This window comes from Seonamhaeicola aphaedonensis, assembly GCF_003386195.1.
GTDB classification, from domain to species: domain Bacteria; phylum Bacteroidota; class Bacteroidia; order Flavobacteriales; family Flavobacteriaceae; genus Seonamhaeicola; species Seonamhaeicola aphaedonensis.
The window spans coordinates 1-22171 of sequence record NZ_QRDX01000004.1 but is presented as its reverse complement, the minus strand read 5'-3'; the positions used below and the strand labels follow the sequence as shown (position 1 = coordinate 22171).

Here is a 22171-nt window from a genome sequence, read left to right as displayed (position 1 = left end):
TGTGGGTCGTGTTAATTAATTTTTACTACTTATTTTATTGTCTAACCATTGAGGGATAACTGTTGTTAAAGTATCGGTTGGTATAGGCGCAATATTATTTCTTATGGTTGAGATACCATGAACGGTACCATGTGGGACTTCTTGATGACATTCCCAACATTTTCTTTCTATTCTATTGGCGTTGTGGTCATTTATCCAACCATCGTATTTAGTTTGGGTAACTTGTTGTACGTGACAACGGATACAGTTATTTTGTACCACTTCTATAGAGGCTTCTCTCATAAACATTACCTCGGGCTCCATTCTAGCAGTAAAAATGGAGGCATGAAATAACCCATCTTTTGCTTTAAAATAATATTTGTTAAAAGTATTATCATGTGGTACATGACAATCGTTGCAATTAGCATATTCTCTATGGGAGCTATGCATCCAACTATTATACATAGGTGTCATAACATGACAATTAACGCAAGCCTCTGGTTTGTTGGACATATAGGAAACTAATGATGCTTCCTTAGCCATAAAAAAGCCCAAGCCAACAAGTGATGCAATCATTACAACAGCCACTGGACGCCATCTGGACTTTTTGTTTGGGAGAATTTCTTTTTTCTTTAAGTTCAAGTTATTACTAATTTAAAGAGTTTTTTATCTTAAATGTTTTAGTGTCAAAAATACAAGCAGAATAAAAACTAAAAACTAACATTTATCATGTTTGTAATTTTTTTTATTCATAATAATAATTTAAAACTATTCTAAATAAAAGATATAAAACTCTTTTTAAGTAATATATTAATTTGAATAATTAAAAAGGTATCAAAATTTAATAATGATTTTTTTATGTTTTCTTTATGAATGCAACGTAATTAAGACTTCTTCTTTTTAGGTTTGCTCGCTTTTGCTAGGGGATTAAATGCGATACATAAATCTAACCAGTAGCTCAAATCGTCTTCAGAATCAAAGCCCTCAGGAGTCACGAATATATATCCTTTCATGGGTCGACCAGTAAAATCCATGGGCAAGCAATAGGGTTTTTTTAGTTCCTTTTCATAAACAGCCTCACCAATACGTGCCATGAGTAAACTATCGCCATATTTCTTATCAATATGGATACCACAGAGCATTTTACCATCCATTTTAAATAATAAACCTCCCATCATTTTTTGATCTGTAAAGTTGGCTTTTTTTTCTTTGAGATTAAGCCTAATGCGGTCTGCTAAATATTCATCGTATGCCATATTGTGATAAATTCATTAAGATAATCTTACGGAATTAAAAATACGTTTTTATATTTTTAGAGAGCATAATCAACTAAAAGTAGGAATAAAAAATAAAGCAAAGGCCTATTGGAAATAAAATATCTATTTAGCAAAGTTAAAAGCCCAAGACACGCTCGGTTTGTCTGATGTTATTATTTATAACGTCATGATTGAGAAAATCTAATATGTCATTGAAATGATTGTGCATGGGAACACTCGATCTTTGATGTGGTTCTGCAATAAACGACGTTAAGAAATAGCTTTTACCAAGTCCTTTTAAGCGGTCTGCAATGGCCCGAGAACCATATAAAAGTAAATAACCAGAATCTGCTTCTTCACAAAAATGATGCGCTGCAATGTAATACGGTACTAAGTTATCATTGGTTCCATGGAATAATTGAGTAGGTATCGCAGTAGAAGCATTGATATTATCAAGTGATGTTAAAGCCCCCGTTAAGCTAATAACACCCGCAAATTTGTGGTTTTTTGGTAAGATATTGTTATCATACAGATAGACTAGATTTAGGATAGCTTCGGCTCCAGAACTGGTACCGGCTAAAACTATGTTGTCTGTATTTATTTTTAAGTCTTTACTATTTTTCATTAAGAATTTAGTGGCATAACTAATATCTTCCGAAGCTTTATCAAACGCTTTTAATTTTTCTTTAGCCTTTATATCACAACCAAAACCTTTATTTTTCATTGTTAATCTATACGAAATTGAGGCAACGGGAAAGCCATGTTCTGCTAGTTTGGTACAAAATTGAATGGTATGAGATTCATCTCTTGAACCACTGGCAAAACCGCCTCCATGAACGTAAATGACTAAAGGTTTTGAATCATTGAAATGTTTAGGTTTATATAAATCTAATTTTAAGGTGTCTTTTTTTATTACTTTATAGGCGAGTGTTGTGTTGGTAACGGTGTAAAGACTATCTGTTGAGTGTATTTGTGAAAAACCAATTTGAAATACAGAGGTGATGATAAGTGTTTGTAAAATTTTCATAACTATATAGTCGAAACAAGTACTAATTACTTTTCACCTTATCAATTAAAAATTTTATTTTGGAATATAAAAATGCATTCGTTTTAGCATAATAAAACGCAATTATACACACAAACATCACAAAGAGTAGGGCGCCAATGACAGCTTCTTGTGGGTTTAAAATTTTACTTAAATATCTTTTTAACCCATAACCTGTAAAGCTACCAAACAATAGAATAAAATGAAATACGTAAATAGAAAGTGTTTTTTGTCCAATTTTTGTAATAAACGAAGCTTTAAGAAACCGTTCTAGGCTATAAAACAATCCAAATAAAACAAGAACATTACCAAATCTGGTAAATAAATAATTGTAATTGGCACTTTGATAAAATAACTCTATACCAGAAATATAGAATAGCTTATTCAAAAACCATGAAGAATGATAAATGAGAAAATAACCAACCATAAAAAAAACAACTATAGTTAATAATTTGAATTTATACCGGTGTACGTGTCTGAAAAAAACGGTGGCTGTAAATGCACCAAATGCAGAATAACCAAACCATGGTAGTATAGTAAAAACAGAACCATTACTTTTTGAAAAGTAATTGGCTAGAACGAATGGTGTATTAGTTAAGCTTAAATCTCTATAAAGTGGTTCAGTTAGAAAGCACAAAAAACCAATAGTAAATAAAACTACTGAAAATAAATAACTGTATTTTCTTAAAAGTACATGTAATCCTATCAAAAGAATTAAAGAAAGACCAATACATTGCAACACATCAACTACAAGAAAATTGGTATTAAATTCACCAGATAACCAACTCAAAAAATTAATACGTAGTACATAACCTGTAAAAATAAGGAACAAACTTCGTAATAATCCTTTTTTAATTCGGGGTTTGTCATCATTTTTAGCATATGCTTTTAGAAGCAAATAAGTGAATACTAAACCAGAAATAGTGAAAAACACAGGAGCAGTGATACCTCTAAAATAGAGCCAAACGGAGTAGGCTATGTTGGTGTTGTCTCTATAAATAGGATTTAAAAGCGTGTCAATGAAGTGCCCTTGAAGCATCATCAGAATCGCAAAAGCCCTTACTGCATCTATAAAATATAATCTGTTTGTTTTATGCATAAAAAAAGCAGTAAAGATAAATATAGGCTTAAAAATTTAAACTAACCCTTTAAGTTGAATAAATTTTATTTGAATTTATTATTTTAGACCATCATATTTAATCAACTAACTAATGAGTAACTACCACATCAAACATTTAGAAGAGTATTAAAAAGCCAGAGGTAAAATGGTAGAGGGAACGAAATTAAATATTACTATCAAATGTATTGACAGACTTTTAATAACAAACTCAAATAAAACGGTGTTTATTTGAGACTAACAACCCAGAGGAATAGACTCAACAAATCACTTATAGGCAACTACATAAACGTGTTTGTCAGTTTACCATATATCTAAAACAATAAAACTAACATCATTTTTTGGTCAGTAACATTTATTCTTTTTTCTCTGAGTTACTTTCTAATGTAATCTGCTAAATATTCATCTTATACTATGATATAAGCGATTGATTGCATAAAAATTATGGTATTAAAAATGCGTTTTTATATATTTATGAATTTAACCAACTAAAAATGACTAAAAAAGATAAGGCAAAGGCCTATTGGAGAGAGAATATTAAATATGTTTTAATTCTATTGGCTATCTGGTTTCTGGTTTCTTACGGAGCTGGAATATTATTTAAAGACGAATTAAATACCATTAAGGTTGCCGGGTTTAAATTGGGGTTTTGGTTTGCACAACAGGGCTCTATGTATGTATTTGTAATCCTCATTTTTGCGTATGTGCACCTTATGAATAAACTGGATAAAAAGTATGGTTATGATTCTTGATGCTATAATGACTGCTATAGGCGTTCAGGATTGGACCTATATTTTAGTAGGGTTAACTTTTGCACTATACATTGGTATTGCTATTTGGTCTCGGGCAAGTTCTACTAAAGATTTTTATGTTGCTGGAGGCGGTGTATCACCTTGGGCCAATGGAATGGCAACAGCCGCTGATTGGATGAGTGCAGCATCCTTTATATCTATGGCTGGTATTATTTCTTTTGCTGGGTATGACGGTGCCGTATATTTAATGGGTTGGACAGGAGGGTACGTATTATTGGCACTTATGCTAGCACCTTATTTGAGAAAATTCGGGAAATTTACAGTACCCGATTTTATAGGTGATCGATATTACTCAAATACCGCTAGAATTGTTGCCGTAATATGCGCTTTATTAGTGTCATTTACTTATGTAGCCGGACAAATGCGCGGGGTTGGAATCGTATTTTCTAGATTCTTAGAAGTCGATATTAATGCTGGTGTCATCATTGGAATGTTTATTGTGCTGTTTTATGCCGTTTTAGGTGGTATGAAGGGCATTACTTATACGCAAGTAGCACAATATTGTGTGCTTATTTTTGCGTTTATGGTCCCGGCTATTTTTATATCCTTTCAAATGACAGGAAATCTTATTCCTCAATTAGGGTTTGGTTCTGAATTAACTGATGGTTCAGGATATTTATTAGACAAATTAGATGGATTGAGCTCAGAATTGGGGTTTTCTGAATATACAGAAGGTTCTAAGTCTACCATCGATGTTTTTGCAATTACTTTGGCACTTATGGTTGGCACTGCTGGACTACCACATGTTATTGTCCGCTTTTTTACTGTTAAAAGGGTTAGAGATGCTCGTAAATCTGCTGGAATTGCCTTATTGCTCATAGTATTACTTTATACCACAGCTCCAGCAGTAGCGGTCTTTGCTAGAACTAATATGATAGAAACCGTTTCAAATAAGCCTTATGCCAATATGCCAGAATGGTTTAAGAAATGGGAAACTACTGGGCTCATAAGCTTTGAAGATAAAAATGATGATGGTAATATTCAATATGTAGCTGATGCTACAAAAAATGAACTTACAGTGGATAGAGATATTATGGTCCTTGCAAACCCCGAGATTGCAAAGCTTCCTAATTGGGTTATTGCTTTAGTGGCGGCAGGAGGATTGGCAGCGGCATTATCGACAGCAGCAGGATTGTTATTGGTGATTTCGGCATCGGTCTCTCACGATTTGATTAAAAAAGTAATTAAGCCTTCAATTTCTGAAAAAGGCGAATTGGTAGCAGCTCGTTTGTCAGCAGTTGGAGCGGTAGTAGTAGCGGGGTATTACGGTATTCATCCTCCAGGATTTGTGGCGGCCGTAGTAGCTTTGGCCTTTGGTTTGGCGGCAGCCTCCTTTTTTCCAGCGATTATTTTAGGAATCTTTTACAAACGAATGAATAAAGAAGGCGCCATTGCTGGTATGGTGATTGGCATTGTAGCAATGCTGCTTTACATGATAAAGTATAAGTTAGGTTGGTTTGATGACACACTACCCGATAAAAGCGAGTGGTGGTTTGGAATCTCGCCAGAAGGTTTTGGTACTGTGGCCATGGTATTGAATTTTGTAGTGTCAATTACAATTATGAAATTTACAAAAGCTCCTCCAGAAGGGGTTCAGGAAATTGTAGAAAACATTAGAATACCTAGCGGAGCTGGGGAAGCTAGCAGTCATTAATAAAAAAGAGGTCGTAATACTAACGACCTCATATAGTATATATATTAGGCTATATTATAGAATAAAAGACAAACTCAAAATGAGTTGGTCTGGTCTGGTGTCTAACCTATCATTGATATTATTGATATTGTTGTTTAAGAATGTGGCTTCATTGTTGTTAAACCCTCTTTCGTACCTAATATCAATACCAATTTTTTTTAGGTTAAGTCCTATTCCAAAATTTAAACCAACTGAAAAGTCATTTTCGATATTATTAATAGAAATATTATCAAATTCAGAATCTAAAATAAATTGAAATGATGGTCCACCAAAAACACTTAAAGGACCAATAACTTTGGCACCAATTAACATAGGGACATCAATTTTTTGCATTTTAAAAGTGCCATCATCATAATCACTTTTTGTACTAGTAAAAACAGCTTCGGGTTTAAAATATATTTTGTTTCCAACTTTTCCAAAAAGTCCAAAATGGTATCCAATGTTTCTGTCAGGGTGTTTGGCATTTTCACTTACAGAATCAAAATAGTTACCATTAGCATTATAGTTTAAGCCGGCTTTAAAACCAAAACCGGTTGCTGTTTGTGCTTTGGATGTAGTAGTTAGAAGTAACGCAAACAATGCGATTAAAAATACATGTCTCATAATTGTTCGTTTTTAAGATTTGTTTAACATAATCAAAAACGCTGCCAAAACTAAATTATTTTCTTTTTAATACAAACGTTATCATTTTTCAGTTAATTATATTTGCCCATTGAATAAGTATAAAGATGAAGTTTCAACTAAACGCTCAAGATAACCAAAGTAAAGCCAGAGCAGGAAAAATAACTACAGACCACGGGGTGATTGAAACCCCTATTTTTATGCCTGTAGGTACAGTGGCAACTGTTAAAGGAGTGCATCAACGAGAGTTGAAAGAAGAAATAAACCCCGATATTATTTTAGGTAACACTTATCATTTATACTTACGTCCGCAAACCAATATTATTGAAAAGGCGGGGGGACTTCATAAATTCATGAATTGGGATAGAAATATTTTAACCGATTCTGGTGGGTATCAAGTGTATTCGCTTTCGGCTAATAGAAAAATTAAGGAAGAAGGGGTTAAATTCAAGTCTCATATAGATGGAAGTTACCATATTTTTACACCTGAAAATGTTATGGAAATTCAACGTAGTATTGGAGCAGACATCATTATGGCCTTTGATGAATGTACGCCTTACCCATGTGATTACAATTATGCTAAACGCTCCATGCACATGACTCATAGATGGTTAGATAGATGTATGAATCATTTAGAAAAAACACCTTTTAAGTACGATTATAGTCAAGCCTTTTTTCCAATTGTTCAAGGTAGTACTTATAAAGACTTGCGCATACAGTCAGCCGAATATATAGCCAATGCCGGAGCCATAGGAAATGCTATTGGCGGCTTATCTGTTGGAGAACCTGCCGAAGAAATGTATGCCATGACCGATGTTGTTTGCGGTGTTTTACCTGAAGATAAACCTAGATATTTAATGGGGGTTGGTACACCAATCAATATTTTAGAAAATATTGCGTTAGGTATAGATATGTTTGATTGTGTTATGCCAACACGTAACGCAAGAAACGGGATGTTATTTACGGCACATGGTACCATCAATATTAAAAATAAAAAGTGGGAGGATGATTTTTCGCCCATTGATGAAATGGGTATTACTTTTGTAGATACTGAGTATAGTAAAGCTTACTTACGTCATTTATTTTCAGTTAATGAATTGTTAGGAAAACAAATAGCCACTATTCATAATTTAGGTTTTTATTTGTGGTTGGTTCGCGAAGCAAGAAAACATATATTAGCTGGAGATTTTAGAATATGGAAAGACACAATGGTAAAGCAAATGGATAAACGTTTGTAATTGTTAATGAAGATATTAGACTGGTACATATTAAAGCGATATCTGCTCACATTTTCAATGATGCTGTTATTATTTATTCCTATAATGATAACAGTGCATTTAGCTGAAAAGATTGGTAAAATTCTTGAAAATGAAGTGCCTCTTTCAGAAGTTTTGTTATATTTTTTAGATTTTACTATCTATTTTACACATTTATTATTCCCACTATTTTTATTCATATCAGTAATTTGGTTCACTTCAAAACTAGCTAATAATACCGAAGTCATTGCCTTTTTGAGTTCTGGTGTTTCTTTTACTCGTTTTTTAAGACCCTATTTAATAGGAGCTTGCCTTATAGCCGTTTTTTCTATGGTATTAGGTATGTTTTTGGCTCCCAAAGCTAGTGAAGGCTTTAACGATTTTACTTATAAGTATTTAAAAAAGGGAAGAAAAGCAGTTAACAATACCAATGTGTTTAGAAAAATAAATGACAACGAGATTATCTATGTAAGCAGTTTTGATATGAAAACCAACAAGGGCTATAATTTTACTTTAGAGCATTTTGAAGATAATAAGCTTTTATATAAGATAACTGCTGATAATATCAGATATATTGAGGAAGATACCACGTATAGGTTAACAAATTATGTGAAGAGAAGAATTCTTGAAAATGAGGATGAATTAGAAAGTATAAGAACCAAGGATACACTTTTTGATTTCACGGTAAAAGATTTAACCCCGCCTATATTCGCTGCAGAAGTTTTAAGCTATGGTGATTTAACAAAATTTATTAAAGAAGAAGAAGCTCGGGGTTCTTCAGAAGTGGGAAGATTTAAATTAGTTTTGTATCGAAAGTGGAGTTTACCTGTTTCGGTATTTATCTTAACCATTATAGCGGTGGCAGTGTCTTCAATAAAAAGAAGAGGAGGTATGGGGGTTAATTTAGCCTTAGGTATTTGCATTGCTATGGTTTTTGTTTTTTTCGATAAGGTTTTTGGGGTCATGGCTGAACAATCAGACTTTTCTCCCCTCACAGCTGCTTGGTTTCCTAATACTCTTTTTGGTATCTTAGCAATATACCTTTTAAACAATGCCAAACGCTAGAGAGTATGTACAGCTTTAAGATGATTAGAAGACCTGCTATACCTTATAGTTTGTAAAAGAACAGAAAGTAAAATGGATAGATTATTTCATAATAAATCCCATCTTAAAAATTATCTTCATTTACATTTTTTAGTTTTCATTGCTGGGTTTACGGCTATTTTAGGAGAGTTAATCTCAATTACAGCTATTCCTTTAGTTTGGTTTAGAATGGTCATGGCATCAATTTTAATGTTTCTTTATATTAAATTGGCAAAAGTTAAAATAAGAATCAAACCTAAGTCTATTTTAAAATTATCTATAGCAGGTGTTATAATTGCAGCACATTGGATTTGTTTTTTTGGAGCAATTGATGAAGCTAATATTTCCATAGCTCTAGCTATGTTTTCAACGGGTGCATTTTTTGCATCTTTTATAGAACCCATTGTTTATAAACGAAAAATAATTTGGTATGAAATTATTTTCGGAATCATTGTGATTATTGGTATTTTTATTATCACACAAAGCGAGATAAAGTATCTCAAGGGGATTATTTTAGGTATAGTATCAGCATTCTTTTCATCGCTATTTGCTGTGTTGAATGGTAATTTTTTAAAACAACATACAGCTACCGTCATATCATTTTATGAATTTTTAAGTGGAGTTTTTTTTATATCACTATATCTTATTTTTTTTACTGATGGTTTTAGTCTAGAATTTTTCAATTTAAGCAAATTAGATTTTATTTATTTATTCATTTTAGCTTCAGTTTGTACAGCTTATGCATTTATAGCATCAATATATGTGATGAAATTAATTAGCCCATACACAGTTGTATTAACTTATAATTTAGAACCTATTTATGGGATATTAATGGCAATAATATTGTTTCCAGAGAAGGAAATAATGAGTAATTCATTTTATTATGGAGCTATTGTTATAATAGTAACAGTATTATTAAATGGTATACTTAAAAATTCTAAAAAACTAAAAAGTAAATATTCTTGAGGCTTAATCAAGATTAAAGTTTTTATATTTGTAGCCTAACCAAAATTAATAGCCAAAAGGAATTCTTATGGAATATTTAGAATTTGAACTCCCCATAAAAGAATTAGAAGAACAGCTTCAAAAGTGTAAGGTCATTGGAGAAGAAAGTGAAGTTGATGTTACAGAGACTTGCGAGCAAATAGAGAAAAAATTAAAAGCTACCCAAAAAGATATTTACAAAAAGTTAACGCCTTGGCAACGTGTTCAGTTGTCACGTCATCCTAACAGACCCTACACTTTAGACTACATTAAAGCTATTTGTGGTGATACTTTTTTAGAGTTACATGGCGATAGAAACTTTAAAGATGACAAAGCCATGATTGGTGGTTTGGGAAAAATAGGCGACCAGAGTTTTATGTTCATAGGGCAACAAAAAGGATATAATACTAAAACCAGACAGTACAGAAATTTTGGAATGGCTAATCCAGAAGGTTATCGAAAAGCACTTCGCTTAATGAAAATGGCTGAGAAATTTGAGATACCTGTGGTAACATTGTTAGACACTCCAGGAGCGTATCCAGGTTTGGAAGCTGAAGAACGTGGACAAGGAGAGGCTATTGCTAGAAACATCCTCGAAATGACAAGGCTAGAAGTACCTATCATCACAATTGTTATAGGAGAAGGAGCTTCTGGTGGTGCTCTAGGAATTGGCGTTGGAGATGTAGTTTTAATGCTTGAAAATACTTGGTACTCTGTGATTTCTCCAGAGTCTTGTTCTTCTATTTTGTGGCGCAGTTGGGAGTATAAAGAACGAGCAGCAGAGGCTCTAAAATTGACGGCTACAGATATGAAAAAACTAAAATTAGTAGATCAAATTATCAAAGAACCTCTAGGAGGCGCACATAGAGATAGAGAAAAAACATTCACATCTGTCAGCAATACTATTGTAAAAACTTATGAGTCTTTAAAAAACTTATCACCAAAAGAATTGGTTGCAAAACGTATGGATAAATATGCTAATATGGGCGTGTTTAAAGGCTAATCCTTTTAAAACCAAAGATTACAAAATCTGGAGTTTAACACTTCAGGTTTTTTTTATGCTTATTCACAATATAATTAAGTTATTAACATTTAAATTGTTAACTGTTAGTTGAAATCGAATATTACTCTATTGTCAATTCAATCTTCTTTTTAATTACTTTCGTAGCTATGAAACAACCCAACCAAATTCAAGGATATAAAGTAGATAAAAGTACGTTGATTACCTTAGAGAAAGGTAAAATACCTCCTCAAGCTATTGATTTAGAGGAAGTTGTATTGGGAGCAATGATGATTGATAAGAAGGGGGTTGATGAGGTAATAGATATTTTAAGCCCCGATGCATTTTATAAAGAAGCACACCAACATATTTTTGAAGCTATTTTTGAGTTGTTTGAAAGTAGTGAGCCTATAGACTTATTAACCGTTTCAACACAATTAAAGAAGAATGCGAAATTGGAAATGGTTGGTGGCGATTTTTATCTCATTTCTTTAACACAAAAAGTATCATCTTCAGCGCATATTGAGTTTCATGCACGCATCATTTTACAAAAGTTTATTCAGCGCAGTTTAATTAAGATTTCAAGTGAAATTATTGAAGATTCTTATGATGAAACCAAAGATGTTTTTGACTTATTAGATAAAGCCGAGGCTAAATTATATGAAGTTACACAAGGCAACATAAAAAAGTCTAGTGAATCTGCTCAAGATTTGGTAATTCAGGCCAAAAAGAAAATCGAAGAAATTTCTAATAAAGAAGGGTTAAGCGGAATTCCAACAGGCTTTACTAAATTAGATAAATTAACCTCTGGTTGGCAACCGTCAGATTTAATCATTGTAGCGGCACGTCCTGGTATGGGTAAAACAGCATTAACGCTGTCTATGGCTCGAAATATTGCTGTTGACCAAAATATTCCGGTAGCTTTTTTCTCGTTAGAGATGTCTTCGGTACAGTTAATTACACGTTTAATTTCTAGTGAAACAGGGTTATCTTCAGAAAAACTTCGCACTGGTAAACTAGAAAAGCATGAATGGGAGCAATTAAACGTTAAAGTGAAAGGGTTAGAAAAAGCCCCACTTTTTATTGACGATACCCCATCGTTGTCCATTTTCGATTTAAGAGCTAAAGCACGCCGTTTATCCTCACAGCATGATATAAAATTAATCATGATTGATTACTTACAGCTTATGACAGGTGGAAGTTCGACTACTGGTAACAGAGAGCAAGAAATCTCTATGATATCACGTAATTTAAAGGCATTGGCAAAGGAACTAAATGTTCCTGTAATAGCTTTGTCTCAGTTATCACGTGCTGTTGAAACTAGAGGAGGCAGTAAGCGACCTTTATTATCAGATTTACGTGAGTCTGGAGCCATTGAGCAAGATGCCGATATTGTGAGTTTTATTTACAGGCCTGAATACTACAAAATTGATGAATGGGATGATGAAGAACGTTCACCAACCGAAGGTCAAGCAGAATTTATCATAGCAAAACATAGAAATGGTGGTTTAGATAATATTAGATTAAAATTCATTGGGCATCTTGGTAAGTTTGATAACTTAGATGATTTTGATTCACCTTTCGAGTTCCATTCAAAAATGAATGCCGCTGCTAATGATGATACTTTTAAGCCAGATAGTTTTACTGCAAGTCCAGATCAGGCATTTGGTAGTTCGTTTAATGAAGATGATGATAACGAGGTTCCTTTCTAGCAATTAATCTTCTGTTAAATACATTTATAAAATCACATTTTTAAGTATCTTTCGGTCTATGAAAAATGCTTTAGCCTTTGCACTATTTTTTTTACTATCATTAAAAGCCTTTGCATCTTATGTGCTTATTCCAATGGATGCTGATAGCCAAAAAAATCATTTAAAAGCTTATGGAATTACATATTGGACTTTAGAGAAGCAGCTAAAAGTAAAATGGCTTCTAAATTATCGAGGAGGTTCTTTTCTGTTGCCAGATACGGAAAGTATCCAAAAAGAATGTCAAATACGTGGTATTTCTTTTGAGGTAATTTCTAATACTATGGCTGAAACTATTCTTGAAGACATTAGCAGCCCAAGTAAAAATATGGAAGCAGTGGTTTTAGAAAAAGCGCCAAAAATTGCTGTTTATACACCTAGTGGAAAACAACCTTGGGATGATGCAGTAACTATGGTTTTACAATATGCCGAAATCCCTTATGAGACGGTTTATGATGAAGAGGTATTAAACGATAACTTACTGTTGTATGATTGGTTACACTTGCATCATGAGGATTTTACAGGACAATACGGTAAATTTTACGGCATGTATAGAGCAGCTTCTTGGTATATAAATGAAAAGAAATCGGCTGAAGCCTTAGCTTCTAAATTAGGATACGATAAAGTATCACAAGCAAAATTAGCAGTTGCTTTAAAAATTAGAGATTATGTTATTGGAGGTGGTTTTATGTTTGCTATGTGTAGCGCCACAGATAGTTTTGATATAGCATTATCTGCTGAAGGTATAGATATTTGTGAACCCATGTTTGATGGTGATGGTAGTGAAGCTGGATACCAAAGTAAAATAGATTACAACAAAACGTTTGCCTTTAAAGATTTTATTTTAGAACGAAGTCCATTAATTTATGAGTTTTCTTCAATCGATATGACTAGAAAGCGAAATGTGTCCAAAACCACAGACTATTTCTCTTTAATGGAGTTTTCTGCAAAGTGGGACCCCATTCCAACCATGTTATGTCAAAATCATACAGCCTTGGTAAAGGGCTTTATGGGACAAACAACATCTTTCACCAGAGATGAAATAAAATCTAATGTGTTAATAATGGGTGAAACAAAATCAAATGGTGAAGCAAAATACATTCATGGTATAAAAGGAAAGGGTTTTTTTACCTTCTATGGAGGACATGATCCAGAAGATTACCAGCATAGAGTAGGTGATGCGAAAACAGAACTTGATTTGCACCCCACTTCACCAGGATATCGTTTAATTTTGAATAATGTTCTGTTTCCTGCTGCAAGAAAGAAAAAGCAAAAAACCTAAATATCCACTTCTTCCGTTACTTTTTTAAAAGTATATACAAACCCATCGGCTCCAGTGCCACTTGTAGTAATATTTTGGTCAATTATTAGCTCTGTATCGCTAATTGAATACGAACCAAATTCAGCCCCGTCAATATATATAAAATAGCTGCCGCTGTTTAGAGAAACGGAAAATGAATAGGTGCCAGACGGCAAACCATCTTGTTTAGTGTCGTCTGTGTTGTTATTTTGAATGATTAAAGTACTGTTCACTTCATTAAATGACCAAATAACTTTATCCAAATCAAATTGGTCGTCAACACCAGCCAGACCACCACTTGTATTTGTTAAGTGCCAAAAAACTATGGTTATCGTTCCGCTTTCACTGTTACTTCCATTGTCTAAAGAACAATTGGAAAGCATAAAAAGGCAAACCATTATTTTAATGAAATGATGTTTCATGGAAGTTATTGTATTTAAATAATAGATGATGTAAGTTGAAAATGGTTGCGTAATAGAATTACAAAATAACTTTGATTATTTTTGAATAAAAAAAGGAGCATGTTATTTTTTCAAAAGGAAATTAAGTTGACGTCTTTTTCAAGAGGATTTCACCTCATTACAGATGACATTGTTAGGGCTATACCTGAATTAAACGATATAAAAATTGGGCAATTGCAGGTGTTTATCAAACATACTTCGGCCAGCTTGACCATAAATGAAAATGCCGATTATACAGTAAGGATAGATTTTGAAAGTCATTTTAATAAAATGGTACCGGAAAATGCACCTTACTACAAACATACCTATGAGGGTTCGGACGATATGCCAGCCCATATTAAAAGCTCATTGCTCGGCGCTTCGGTACAAATACCCATAACTAAAGGTAAACTTAATTTAGGAGTTTGGCAAGGCATATATTTATGTGAGCACAGAAATTATGGCGGTTCAAGAACGTTAGTGTTAACTGCTTTTGGAGCATAGTAAGTTAATGTTCTTAATGTGCGCCACAACTACAGTGACCGTAACTGGTTGTACTTTCATGCCAAGGGAAAGAAGTATTATATTTATTGTTTTCCCAATAAAATTTGGTTCGACTTTTTGGTTCGTTTCCAATCTCATTCATAGTTTCTGTGTCATATAATCGGCCATTTACCATGGTATATATAACACTTTCAGTATTTCGAATATTTTCCAAGGGATTTTTATCCATTACAATTAAATCTGCTAATTTGCCAACTTCGAGGGAGCCAATATCTTTACTTGCTCCAATATAATCCGCACCATTTATGGTTGCAGCTCTTAGGGCTTCCATATTGGTCATACCACCTTTAGCCAACATCCATAATTCCCAATGGGCACCTAAACCCTGTAATTGGCCATGTGCACCTAGGTTGACTTTTACACCAGCATCAGTCAGGGCTTTGCAAGTTTTGGAAACCAAAATATGCCCATTTTCGTATTCTTCTTGAGGTATTTTCATTCGATGCCTAGAACGAGAATCGATAATACTTCGTGGCGTATATTTTAACAACTTTTCGTTTTCCCAAACATTATCATTTTCATAAAAATAAAACTCCCCATTAAGCCCTCCATAATTAACTATTAAGGTTGGGGTATATCCTGTTTCGCTTTTTCCCCATAATTCCAACACATCTTTATATACTTTAGTTACGGGGATGTTATGCTCAATTCCAGTATGCCCGTCCATGATCATGGACATATTATGAAAGAAATGTGAGCCGCCTTCGGGCACAACAAAAATGCCTTCTTCCCTTGCTGCTTGAATGATTTGTTGCCGCTGATTACGCCTAGGTTGATTATAACTCTTGACGGATAAGGCTCCAAACGCTTTTGTTCTTCTTACAGCAGACCGGGCATCATCCAAATTATTGATTACAGCTTTAAAATCACCATCGGCACCATATAGAATAGCTCCTGTGGAGAAGAGACGTGGCCCTACCATGTTGCCGCTTTTTATAAGTTCAGAAAAGGTGAAAATTGACTCGGTATTTGCAGAGGGGTCGTGCGAAGTCGTAACACCAAAAGCCAAATTTGCATATAGTTGCCAATGCTTTTGAGTTGTAATTCCCGATCTAAAACCACCAACATGGGCATGAACGTCTACAATACCTGGCATGATGGTCTTTCCTTTAACATCAAATATTTTTGCATCCTCTGGAATTTCAATTTCAGAAGTCCCTATGGCTTGGATTCTATTGCCTGATATCACTATAGTGCCATTTTCTATAACCTTGTCACCATTCATAGTAATTATGGTTGCACCAGTAAAAGCTAATGTCCCCTTAGGCTTATCAGTTAGGGCAATTAAATTAATTTTAGTGCCTTTTTCTATGATAGGCGGGATAGTATCAGGCGATCCTTTAAGGAATGTAAATCGCTCGGATAGGGTATTTGTAAAATATTCGTCACCTATTGTCCAATGAATTTTATCACTCTCCTTAGACCAATGGATACTAATGCCAGCGTCTTTCGATACTTGGGTAATAGGAACAAACTCTTTAGCTCCCTTTTTTAAATCAAAAGTCACTGTTTTTCCAGTTTTAGGCAAAGGTGCAACATAGGCTTTGTGAAGGTTTGAAAACGCTATCCACTTATTATCCGGGCTTAAAACTAGGCGATTGGCATATTTTAGAGACACCAAGATTTGTTCGTCTTTCCCGTTAAGATCAACGCTTTTTAATGTTTTGGTTAAATCCCCAAAGAACTCGCCTCCCGTTTGGTATACAATTCGGTTTCCTTCTGTGTTAAAAACTGGATAAGCTCCTTCTTTAGTTATAAATTTATTGTTGTTTCCATTAGAGTCCATAATATAAATACCCGTTTTTTTGGAGTATATATAGCCTTGATCGCTATTTCCTGGTTCTTTTTGATAGGTTATTTTGCTGCCATCGTTTGAGTAAACAGGGGTTCTAAATATACCCTTGGATGTATTAAGCTGTATGGGAGTGCCTCCATTACTGTTTATTTTAAAAATGTTGCCTAGATTTTCGTCATTCCAACTCACATACACTATGTTTTTTCCATCGGAAGAAAATGAAGGTTCGAACTCATAATCCGAAGAATTTGTTAGTCTTTTTGGCGTTCCGTTAGGTAATTTTTTTACCCAAAGATGTCCCAAAGCACTAAATACAATGGTTTTTCCATCAGGGGAAGTAACCGTATTACGAATCATTTTAGCAGTAAAATTCTCTGGAGCAACAGGGGTTTCAAATTCCAAAGCTTGGGCGATTTTAATTGTGGTATCAATTTGAAAAGGAATGTTAGTTAGCTTTAATGTATTGATGTTGATTTTATTAATCTTTCCCCCAGACCAAAACACAAGTTCTTCATTATTTGGCATCCAACTATAATCGGGGTAAACGCCAAATATGGCCCAAGCTTCTTGTTGGTCTTTATCCAGCGCATCATATATAGGCCATTCCTCGCCAGTTTCTAAATTATGGATATAGAGTACGGATTTTGCCCTAACACGTTTAACAAAGGCTATTTTTTTGCCATCCCTTGAAACTTGTGGTCTTGCAGCACCTCCAGGACCGCCAATAATCCTTTCTGTTTTACCCGTACTAAATTCGTAACGGTTAACAACATAGATTTGATTATTGGGGTCTTTATTGTATTGAAAAGAGCCGCCAGGATACACATCTTCGCTATAATATAAATACTTCCCATCTGGTGATAACGAGGGCTCGTTAACATCCTGTTGGTCATTTTTACGTTTGGTTAGTTGTAAACCAACACCACCAGTAATATGGTACATCCATAACTCCCCGGCTCCTGCAGAGCGTTCAGAAGTAAAGTGTTTACGTGCAATCAGGTAGTTGTTGTCTGGTGTCCAAATAGCATTATTAAGTAATCTGAAATCTTCTTTTGTTATTTGTTTGGCGTTAGCACCATCAATATCCATTGTCCAAATATTGTCTCCACCCCCAGCATCACTTGTAAAGGAAATTTTTGAACCGTCGGGGCTAAATCGGGGCTGTACTTCAAAAGGCAATCCCTTCCTTAATATGTTTGCTTTACCTCCTTCAATGGGCATGATGTAAATATCTCCTAATAAATCGAATGCTATTTGGGAGCCATCTGGACTCACATCTATATTCATCCAAGTGCCCTCATTGGTCGAGAGTTTCAAGTCTTTGAAATTCCAATTGCCTTCTGGGTTGGAAACATCCCAGTTATTTTTTGCTTTATCCTCTGTTTGGGCTTGAATGGATACGGTTGCGATTAGAATAAAGATAAATAAGGATTTGATTTTAGACATGACTGATTAGATTAATTAGGAAATTGATGACAGAAAGATAACCAATATTCTAAGGATATCAATGATAGGATTGGGCAAAAAAAATCCGATTCTTTTGGAATCGGATTTTCATTAAGCGAATAATATGTTTTACAATAGGCAAAAGCCTTATTTTACTTTCTCTACGATAGCTTTAAAAGCTTCTGGGTTATTCATAGCTAAATCGGCCAAAACCTTACGGTTTAGTTCGATGTCGTTAGCTTTTAATTTTCCCATGAATTGAGAATAAGATAAACCGTGTTCTCTGGCTCCTGCGTTGATACGCGTAATCCATAAAGCACGGAATGTTCTTTTTTTGTTTCTGCGGTCTCTGTACGAGTATAGCATCGCTTTGTCAACCGCATTTTTTGCTACTGTCCAAACGTTTTTACGACGTCCGAAGTAACCTTTTGCTTGTTTTAGAACCTTTTTTCTTCGGGCCCTTTTTGCTACAGAATTTACTGATCTTGGCATAATTTTAATTGTTTTTGTAGCGGGCGTTCTGAACTTGTTTCAGAATCTTTGTATTAGCCACGCTCCAGGGTTTATAAATTGTTTTAACCGATTAAAACTTGTGTTACTTTAAACGTAACATGGTTTTAACATTATCTTCGTCACTCTTATGTACTAAAGTATCATGAGTTAACGCAAGCTTACGCTTTTTAGATTTTTTTGTCAAAATATGACTCTTAAAAGCGTGCTTTCTTTTAATCTTACCAGTACCCGTTAACTTAAAACGTTTTTTGGCACTAGACTTTGTTTTCATTTTAGGCATTTCTTTTCCTAGTTTTTAATTATCTCGCTTAATTATCTTTGTTATGCTGAACTCGTAGTTTCAACATATTATATTATTTCTTTTCTTTTTTAGGAGCTATGAACATCGTCATACGTTTACCTTCTAGTTTTGGCATTTGTTCTACTTTACCAAACTCTTCTAAATCTTGAGCTAAGCGTAATAACAAAATTTGTCCTTGCTCTTTAAATATGATGGAACGTCCTTTGAAAAACACAAAGGCTTTAAGTTTTGCACCATCTTTTAAGAACTTTTCAGCATGTTTCTTTTTAAATTCGTAATCATGGTCATCAGTTTGTGGTCCAAACCTAATTTCCTTAATAACTACCTTACTGGCTTTGGCCTTTAAGGCCTTATCACGTTTCTTTTGTTCATAAAGAAACTTTTTATAATCCATAACCTTACACACTGGAGGATCTGCTTTTGGCGAAATCTCAACCAAATCTAATTCTTGGTCTTCAGCAATTGCTAATGCTTCTCTAACTGTGTAAATACCAACTTCAACATTATCACCCACAATACGTACCTTTGGTGATGTTATTTTAGAGTTAATTCTGTGTTTATCTTCTTGTATAACTCTTTGAGGCTGTCTTCTTCTTCTAATTGCTATGGCTTATCTGTTTTAAATTAAACTTTGTTTCTTTACTTTAGAACGATTTTAACGTTTTACTAATCTCTTCTTTTATAATTTTTGAGAATGATTCTATGGTCATCACACCTAAATCTTCTCCTCCATGTCTGCGAACAGTCACTTTGTTTTCTTTTTCTTCTTGCTCACCAATTATGAGCATAAAAGGGTGTTTTTGCATTTCGGCCTCCCGAATTTTCTTCCCTATAGTCTCATTTCTATGATCTACAAGGGCGCGAATTTCGTCATTTTCTAGCAAATTTAAAACTTTTTCAGAGTATTTTTCATATTTCTCGCTAAGAGACAAGATAATACATTGCGTTGGTATTAACCAAAGCGGAAAATTACCTCCAGTATGTTCTAGAAGTAAAGCCACAAAGCGTTCCATACTTCCAAAGGGCGCTCTGTGTATCATTACAGGGCGGTGTAATTCGTTGTCACTTCCTTTATACGTAAGATCAAAGCGCTCTGGTAAATTGTAATCAACTTGAATGGTTCCTAATTGCCACTTTCTTCCTAAAGCATCCTTAACCATAAAGTCTAGCTTAGGACCATAGAATGCAGCTTCGCCTTCTTCGATGTTATAATCTAAGCCTTTATCGTTTGCCGCATTAATAATGGCTTGTTCTGCTTTTTCCCAATTTTTAGTATCACCTATATATTTGTCTGGGTTTTCAGGATCCCTTACAGAAACCTGTGCTGTAAAATTTTCAAATCCCAAAGAACCAAACACATACAATACTAAATCAATAACATTTTTAAACTCTTCATCTAATTGGTCTGGTGTGCAAAATAAGTGGGCATCATCTTGAGTAAATCCTCTAACTCGAGTTAAACCGTGTAATTCTCCACTTTGTTCATATCTATAAACCGTACCAAATTCGGCATATCGTTTTGGCAAGTCTTTATAGCTCCATTGAAAACTATTATATATTTCACAGTGGTGTGGACAATTCATGGGTTTTAACAAAAACTCCTCATCCTCTTTGGGTGTTTTTATAGGCTGAAAACTATCTTCGCCATATTTAGCATAATGACCGGATGTAACATATAGCTCTTTTTGCCCAATATGAGGAGAGACAACCATTTCATACCCAGCTTTCTTTTGTGCGGCTTTTAAAAAGTTCTCTAAGCGTTCACGAAGCGCAGTTCCTTTAGGTAGCCATAAAGGCAGCCCTTGTCCAACTTTTTGTGAGAACGTAAAAAACTCCAATTCTTTCCCTAATTTTCTGTGGTCTCGTTTCTTCGCTTCCTCAAGTAAGTCTAAATACTCGTTAAGCTCTTTTTGTTTAGGAAATGAAATCCCGTAAACTCGTGTTAATTGAGGCTTAGTTTCGTCACCACGCCAGTAAGCACCTGCAACACTTAAAACTTTAACTGCTTTTATAATACCTGTGTTAGGTATATGACCGCCTCTACACAAATCAGTAAAGCTAGAATGATCACAAAATGTTATGGTGCCATCTTCTAAATTTTCAATAAGCTCTGTTTTAAATTCATTATCCTTATATAAGGAAAGAGCTTCAGATTTAGTGACAGAACGCATTTTAAAATCATGTTTACCCCGGGCAATTTCTAACATCTTGTTTTCAATAGCCTTAAAATCTTTTTCAGATATTACATGCTCACCAAAATCAACATCGTAATAAAATCCTCTTTCAATGGCAGGACCAATAGTAAGTTTTACACCTGGATACAATTCCTCAATAGCCTGCGCTAAAACGTGAGCAGAAGAATGCCAAAAAGCAGTCTTTCCTTCATCATCTCTCCAGGTATATAATATTAATGTACCGTCGGTGGTTAAAGGGGTAACGGTTTCAACAGTTGTTCCATTAAAACTTGCCGAAATTACATTTCTAGCTAACCCTTCGCTAATACTTTTAGCAACATCCATAGGTGTAACGTTTTCCTCAAACGTTTTTACACTACCATCTGGTAAAGTAATATCTATCATCAAACAAAATTAAAATCAGGCTGCAAAGATAATAGTATAAACAAATCCACACAATATATATATAGGTATAATTTAACAGCCATAAATCAGGTAATGATTTTTAGCGTTACCTTCGTCCCTCGGTCCGGGCTTTCACCACGCAATCTTTTTGCCTTCGCCAAAAAGGATTTTACAAAGGTCGTTCAATCTCTAACGCATTAATAAGCTAGAAAACATAACACAAACAAAAGATGATTGTATGTGTTGATTCCAATAATAAGTATTAGTGACACAAGAGGAAGCGCAATTTTTCAAAATCAGTTTTATAGCTAGAATATTAAACTCAGACCTTTTGTCTTTTAAAGAGATTTTCCGTATATTTTATATTCCAATTTTGTCCCACTCATTTATTTTTTAATTTTTTGCTACCAAAACTATTCAAGTTTAGGGCTTCAAATGTTGTAAGATTAATTTTTCTTATATCTGTAAGTTATTGATAATAAGTATTTAGTGTTGATTAAAAAAAAAGGTTTAAAAAAATGCAAAAAAAGTTCTTGTGGAATGAGAAATAGGTATTATGTTTGCACCCGCAAAACGGGGGATTGTTTTTCGGTTTTGCGTTGTTCACGATAGGTATTTAGGAATAAAGAAAAGTATTAA

General features: G+C 34.1%; 20 protein-coding genes. 9 read left to right on the top strand and 11 right to left on the bottom strand.

Annotation, left to right across the window (positions count from 1 at the left end; translation table 11 throughout):
* Positions 1 to 15: 15 nt before the first annotated feature.
* From nrfH to DFQ02_RS07635, 4 genes are all read right to left on the bottom strand, one after another.
* Positions 16 to 621: a cytochrome c nitrite reductase small subunit gene (nrfH, locus tag DFQ02_RS07650; RefSeq protein ID WP_245940226.1), complete on the bottom strand. Its 606-nt coding sequence runs from the start codon at positions 619 to 621 to the stop codon at positions 16 to 18.
* A gap of 242 nt (positions 622 to 863) precedes the next feature.
* Positions 864 to 1235, bottom strand: a complete 372-nt coding sequence (locus DFQ02_RS07645) for a TfoX/Sxy family protein (RefSeq protein WP_116523842.1) — start codon at positions 1233 to 1235, stop codon at positions 864 to 866.
* Between the two features lie 136 nt (positions 1236 to 1371).
* A complete protein-coding gene (locus tag DFQ02_RS07640; RefSeq protein WP_116523841.1) occupies positions 1372 to 2262 on the bottom strand; it encodes an alpha/beta hydrolase in 891 nt (296 codons plus the stop codon).
* Positions 2263 to 2284: 22 nt separating this feature from the next.
* Positions 2285 to 3379 carry a heparan-alpha-glucosaminide N-acetyltransferase domain-containing protein gene (locus DFQ02_RS07635; protein ID WP_116523840.1) on the bottom strand — a complete coding sequence of 365 codons (1095 nt, stop codon included), beginning with the start codon at positions 3377 to 3379 and terminating at the stop codon, positions 2285 to 2287.
* 512 nt (positions 3380 to 3891) lie between these two features.
* Here DFQ02_RS07635 and DFQ02_RS07630 point away from each other — a divergent pair.
* Together DFQ02_RS07630 and DFQ02_RS07625 are read left to right on the top strand one after the other, a co-directional pair.
* Positions 3892 to 4149: a DUF4212 domain-containing protein gene (locus tag DFQ02_RS07630; protein WP_116523839.1), complete on the top strand. Its 258-nt coding sequence runs from the start codon at positions 3892 to 3894 to the stop codon at positions 4147 to 4149.
* Between the two features lie 16 nt (positions 4150 to 4165).
* A complete protein-coding gene (locus tag DFQ02_RS07625) occupies positions 4166 to 5863 on the top strand; it encodes a sodium:solute symporter family protein (RefSeq protein WP_116524135.1) in 1698 nt (565 codons plus the stop codon).
* Between the two features lie 54 nt (positions 5864 to 5917).
* Here DFQ02_RS07625 and DFQ02_RS07620 read toward each other — a convergent pair whose 3' ends face one another.
* Positions 5918 to 6505 carry an outer membrane beta-barrel protein gene (locus DFQ02_RS07620; RefSeq protein WP_116523838.1) on the bottom strand — a complete coding sequence of 196 codons (588 nt, stop codon included), beginning with the start codon at positions 6503 to 6505 and terminating at the stop codon, positions 5918 to 5920.
* A gap of 125 nt (positions 6506 to 6630) precedes the next feature.
* On the opposite strand from DFQ02_RS07620, the gene tgt reads away from it, so the two are divergent.
* The 6 genes from tgt to DFQ02_RS07590 all read left to right on the top strand — a co-directional run bounded on the left by tgt (position 6631) and on the right by DFQ02_RS07590 (position 13876).
* The gene (gene tgt / locus DFQ02_RS07615; RefSeq protein ID WP_116523837.1) at positions 6631 to 7761 is read left to right on the top strand and encodes a tRNA guanosine(34) transglycosylase Tgt; all 1131 of its coding nucleotides are present in this window, start codon (positions 6631 to 6633) and stop codon (positions 7759 to 7761) included.
* A gap of 6 nt (positions 7762 to 7767) precedes the next feature.
* Positions 7768 to 8844, top strand: coding sequence for an LptF/LptG family permease (locus tag DFQ02_RS07610; RefSeq protein WP_116523836.1), 1077 nt, complete (start codon positions 7768 to 7770; stop codon positions 8842 to 8844).
* Positions 8845 to 8916: 72 nt separating this feature from the next.
* Entirely contained in the window at positions 8917 to 9828 is a 912-nt protein-coding gene (locus tag DFQ02_RS07605) for a DMT family transporter (RefSeq protein WP_116523835.1), read from the top strand.
* A gap of 67 nt (positions 9829 to 9895) precedes the next feature.
* A complete protein-coding gene (locus tag DFQ02_RS07600; protein WP_116523834.1) occupies positions 9896 to 10849 on the top strand; it encodes an acetyl-CoA carboxylase carboxyltransferase subunit alpha in 954 nt (317 codons plus the stop codon).
* 167 nt (positions 10850 to 11016) lie between these two features.
* Positions 11017 to 12558 carry a replicative DNA helicase gene (gene dnaB / locus DFQ02_RS07595; RefSeq protein WP_116523833.1) on the top strand — a complete coding sequence of 514 codons (1542 nt, stop codon included), beginning with the start codon at positions 11017 to 11019 and terminating at the stop codon, positions 12556 to 12558.
* Between the two features lie 133 nt (positions 12559 to 12691).
* Positions 12692 to 13876: an asparagine synthetase B gene (locus DFQ02_RS07590; RefSeq protein ID WP_116524134.1), complete on the top strand. Its 1185-nt coding sequence runs from the start codon at positions 12692 to 12694 to the stop codon at positions 13874 to 13876.
* Here the strand turns inward: DFQ02_RS07590 and DFQ02_RS07585 are convergent.
* Complete coding sequence (locus tag DFQ02_RS07585) at positions 13873 to 14316, bottom strand: hypothetical protein (RefSeq protein ID WP_147297746.1); 444 nt, start codon at positions 14314 to 14316, stop codon at positions 13873 to 13875. The genes DFQ02_RS07590 and DFQ02_RS07585 overlap by 4 nt on opposite strands.
* A 99-nt stretch (positions 14317 to 14415) precedes the next feature.
* On the opposite strand from DFQ02_RS07585, the gene DFQ02_RS07580 reads away from it, so the two are divergent.
* Entirely contained in the window at positions 14416 to 14838 is a 423-nt protein-coding gene (locus DFQ02_RS07580) for a secondary thiamine-phosphate synthase enzyme YjbQ (RefSeq protein WP_116523831.1), read from the top strand.
* 13 nt (positions 14839 to 14851) lie between these two features.
* Here DFQ02_RS07580 and DFQ02_RS07575 read toward each other — a convergent pair whose 3' ends face one another.
* From DFQ02_RS07575 to thrS, 5 genes are all read right to left on the bottom strand, one after another.
* On the bottom strand, positions 14852 to 18139 hold the full coding sequence (locus tag DFQ02_RS07575) for an amidohydrolase family protein (protein WP_116523830.1): 3288 nt from the start codon (positions 18137 to 18139) through the stop codon (positions 14852 to 14854).
* A 147-nt stretch (positions 18140 to 18286) separates the two neighbouring features.
* Complete coding sequence (gene rplT, locus DFQ02_RS07570; protein ID WP_116523829.1) at positions 18287 to 18631, bottom strand: 50S ribosomal protein L20; 345 nt, start codon at positions 18629 to 18631, stop codon at positions 18287 to 18289.
* A 103-nt stretch (positions 18632 to 18734) separates the two neighbouring features.
* The gene (gene rpmI / locus DFQ02_RS07565) at positions 18735 to 18932 is read right to left on the bottom strand and encodes a 50S ribosomal protein L35 (RefSeq protein WP_102754533.1); all 198 of its coding nucleotides are present in this window, start codon (positions 18930 to 18932) and stop codon (positions 18735 to 18737) included.
* Positions 18933 to 19005: 73 nt separating this feature from the next.
* Positions 19006 to 19524, bottom strand: a complete 519-nt coding sequence (infC, locus tag DFQ02_RS07560; RefSeq protein WP_116523828.1) for a translation initiation factor IF-3 — start codon at positions 19522 to 19524, stop codon at positions 19006 to 19008.
* Between the two features lie 73 nt (positions 19525 to 19597).
* The gene (gene thrS / locus DFQ02_RS07555) at positions 19598 to 21532 is read right to left on the bottom strand and encodes a threonine--tRNA ligase (protein WP_116523827.1); all 1935 of its coding nucleotides are present in this window, start codon (positions 21530 to 21532) and stop codon (positions 19598 to 19600) included.
* Between the last annotated feature and the right edge of the window lie 639 nt (positions 21533 to 22171).

Excerpts from the sequence above, each read along its gene's own strand:
- rpmI (WP_102754533.1), bottom strand. The coding sequence starts at position 18,932 with ATGCCTAAAATGAAAACAAAGTCTAGTGCCAAAAAACGTTTTAAGTTA.
- DFQ02_RS07590 (WP_116524134.1), top strand. The coding sequence starts at position 12,692 with ATGGATGCTGATAGCCAAAAAAATCATTTAAAAGCTTATGGAATTACA.
- DFQ02_RS07600 (WP_116523834.1), top strand. The coding sequence starts at position 9,896 with ATGGAATATTTAGAATTTGAACTCCCCATAAAAGAATTAGAAGAACAG.
- tgt (WP_116523837.1), top strand. The coding sequence starts at position 6,631 with ATGAAGTTTCAACTAAACGCTCAAGATAACCAAAGTAAAGCCAGAGCA.
- DFQ02_RS07620 (WP_116523838.1), bottom strand. The coding sequence starts at position 6,505 with ATGAGACATGTATTTTTAATCGCATTGTTTGCGTTACTTCTAACTACT.
- DFQ02_RS07610 (WP_116523836.1), top strand. The coding sequence starts at position 7,768 with ATGAAGATATTAGACTGGTACATATTAAAGCGATATCTGCTCACATTT.
- DFQ02_RS07645 (WP_116523842.1), bottom strand. The coding sequence starts at position 1,235 with ATGGCATACGATGAATATTTAGCAGACCGCATTAGGCTTAATCTCAAA.
- thrS (WP_116523827.1), bottom strand. The coding sequence starts at position 21,532 with ATGATAGATATTACTTTACCAGATGGTAGTGTAAAAACGTTTGAGGAA.
- DFQ02_RS07640 (WP_116523841.1), bottom strand. The coding sequence starts at position 2,262 with ATGAAAATTTTACAAACACTTATCATCACCTCTGTATTTCAAATTGGT.
- DFQ02_RS07630 (WP_116523839.1), top strand. The coding sequence starts at position 3,892 with ATGACTAAAAAAGATAAGGCAAAGGCCTATTGGAGAGAGAATATTAAA.
- DFQ02_RS07575 (WP_116523830.1), bottom strand. The coding sequence starts at position 18,139 with ATGTCTAAAATCAAATCCTTATTTATCTTTATTCTAATCGCAACCGTA.
- DFQ02_RS07580 (WP_116523831.1), top strand. The coding sequence starts at position 14,416 with ATGTTATTTTTTCAAAAGGAAATTAAGTTGACGTCTTTTTCAAGAGGA.
- DFQ02_RS07605 (WP_116523835.1), top strand. The coding sequence starts at position 8,917 with ATGGATAGATTATTTCATAATAAATCCCATCTTAAAAATTATCTTCAT.
- dnaB (WP_116523833.1), top strand. The coding sequence starts at position 11,017 with ATGAAACAACCCAACCAAATTCAAGGATATAAAGTAGATAAAAGTACG.
- DFQ02_RS07635 (WP_116523840.1), bottom strand. The coding sequence starts at position 3,379 with ATGCATAAAACAAACAGATTATATTTTATAGATGCAGTAAGGGCTTTT.
- rplT (WP_116523829.1), bottom strand. The coding sequence starts at position 18,631 with ATGCCAAGATCAGTAAATTCTGTAGCAAAAAGGGCCCGAAGAAAAAAG.
- DFQ02_RS07585 (WP_147297746.1), bottom strand. The coding sequence starts at position 14,316 with ATGAAACATCATTTCATTAAAATAATGGTTTGCCTTTTTATGCTTTCC.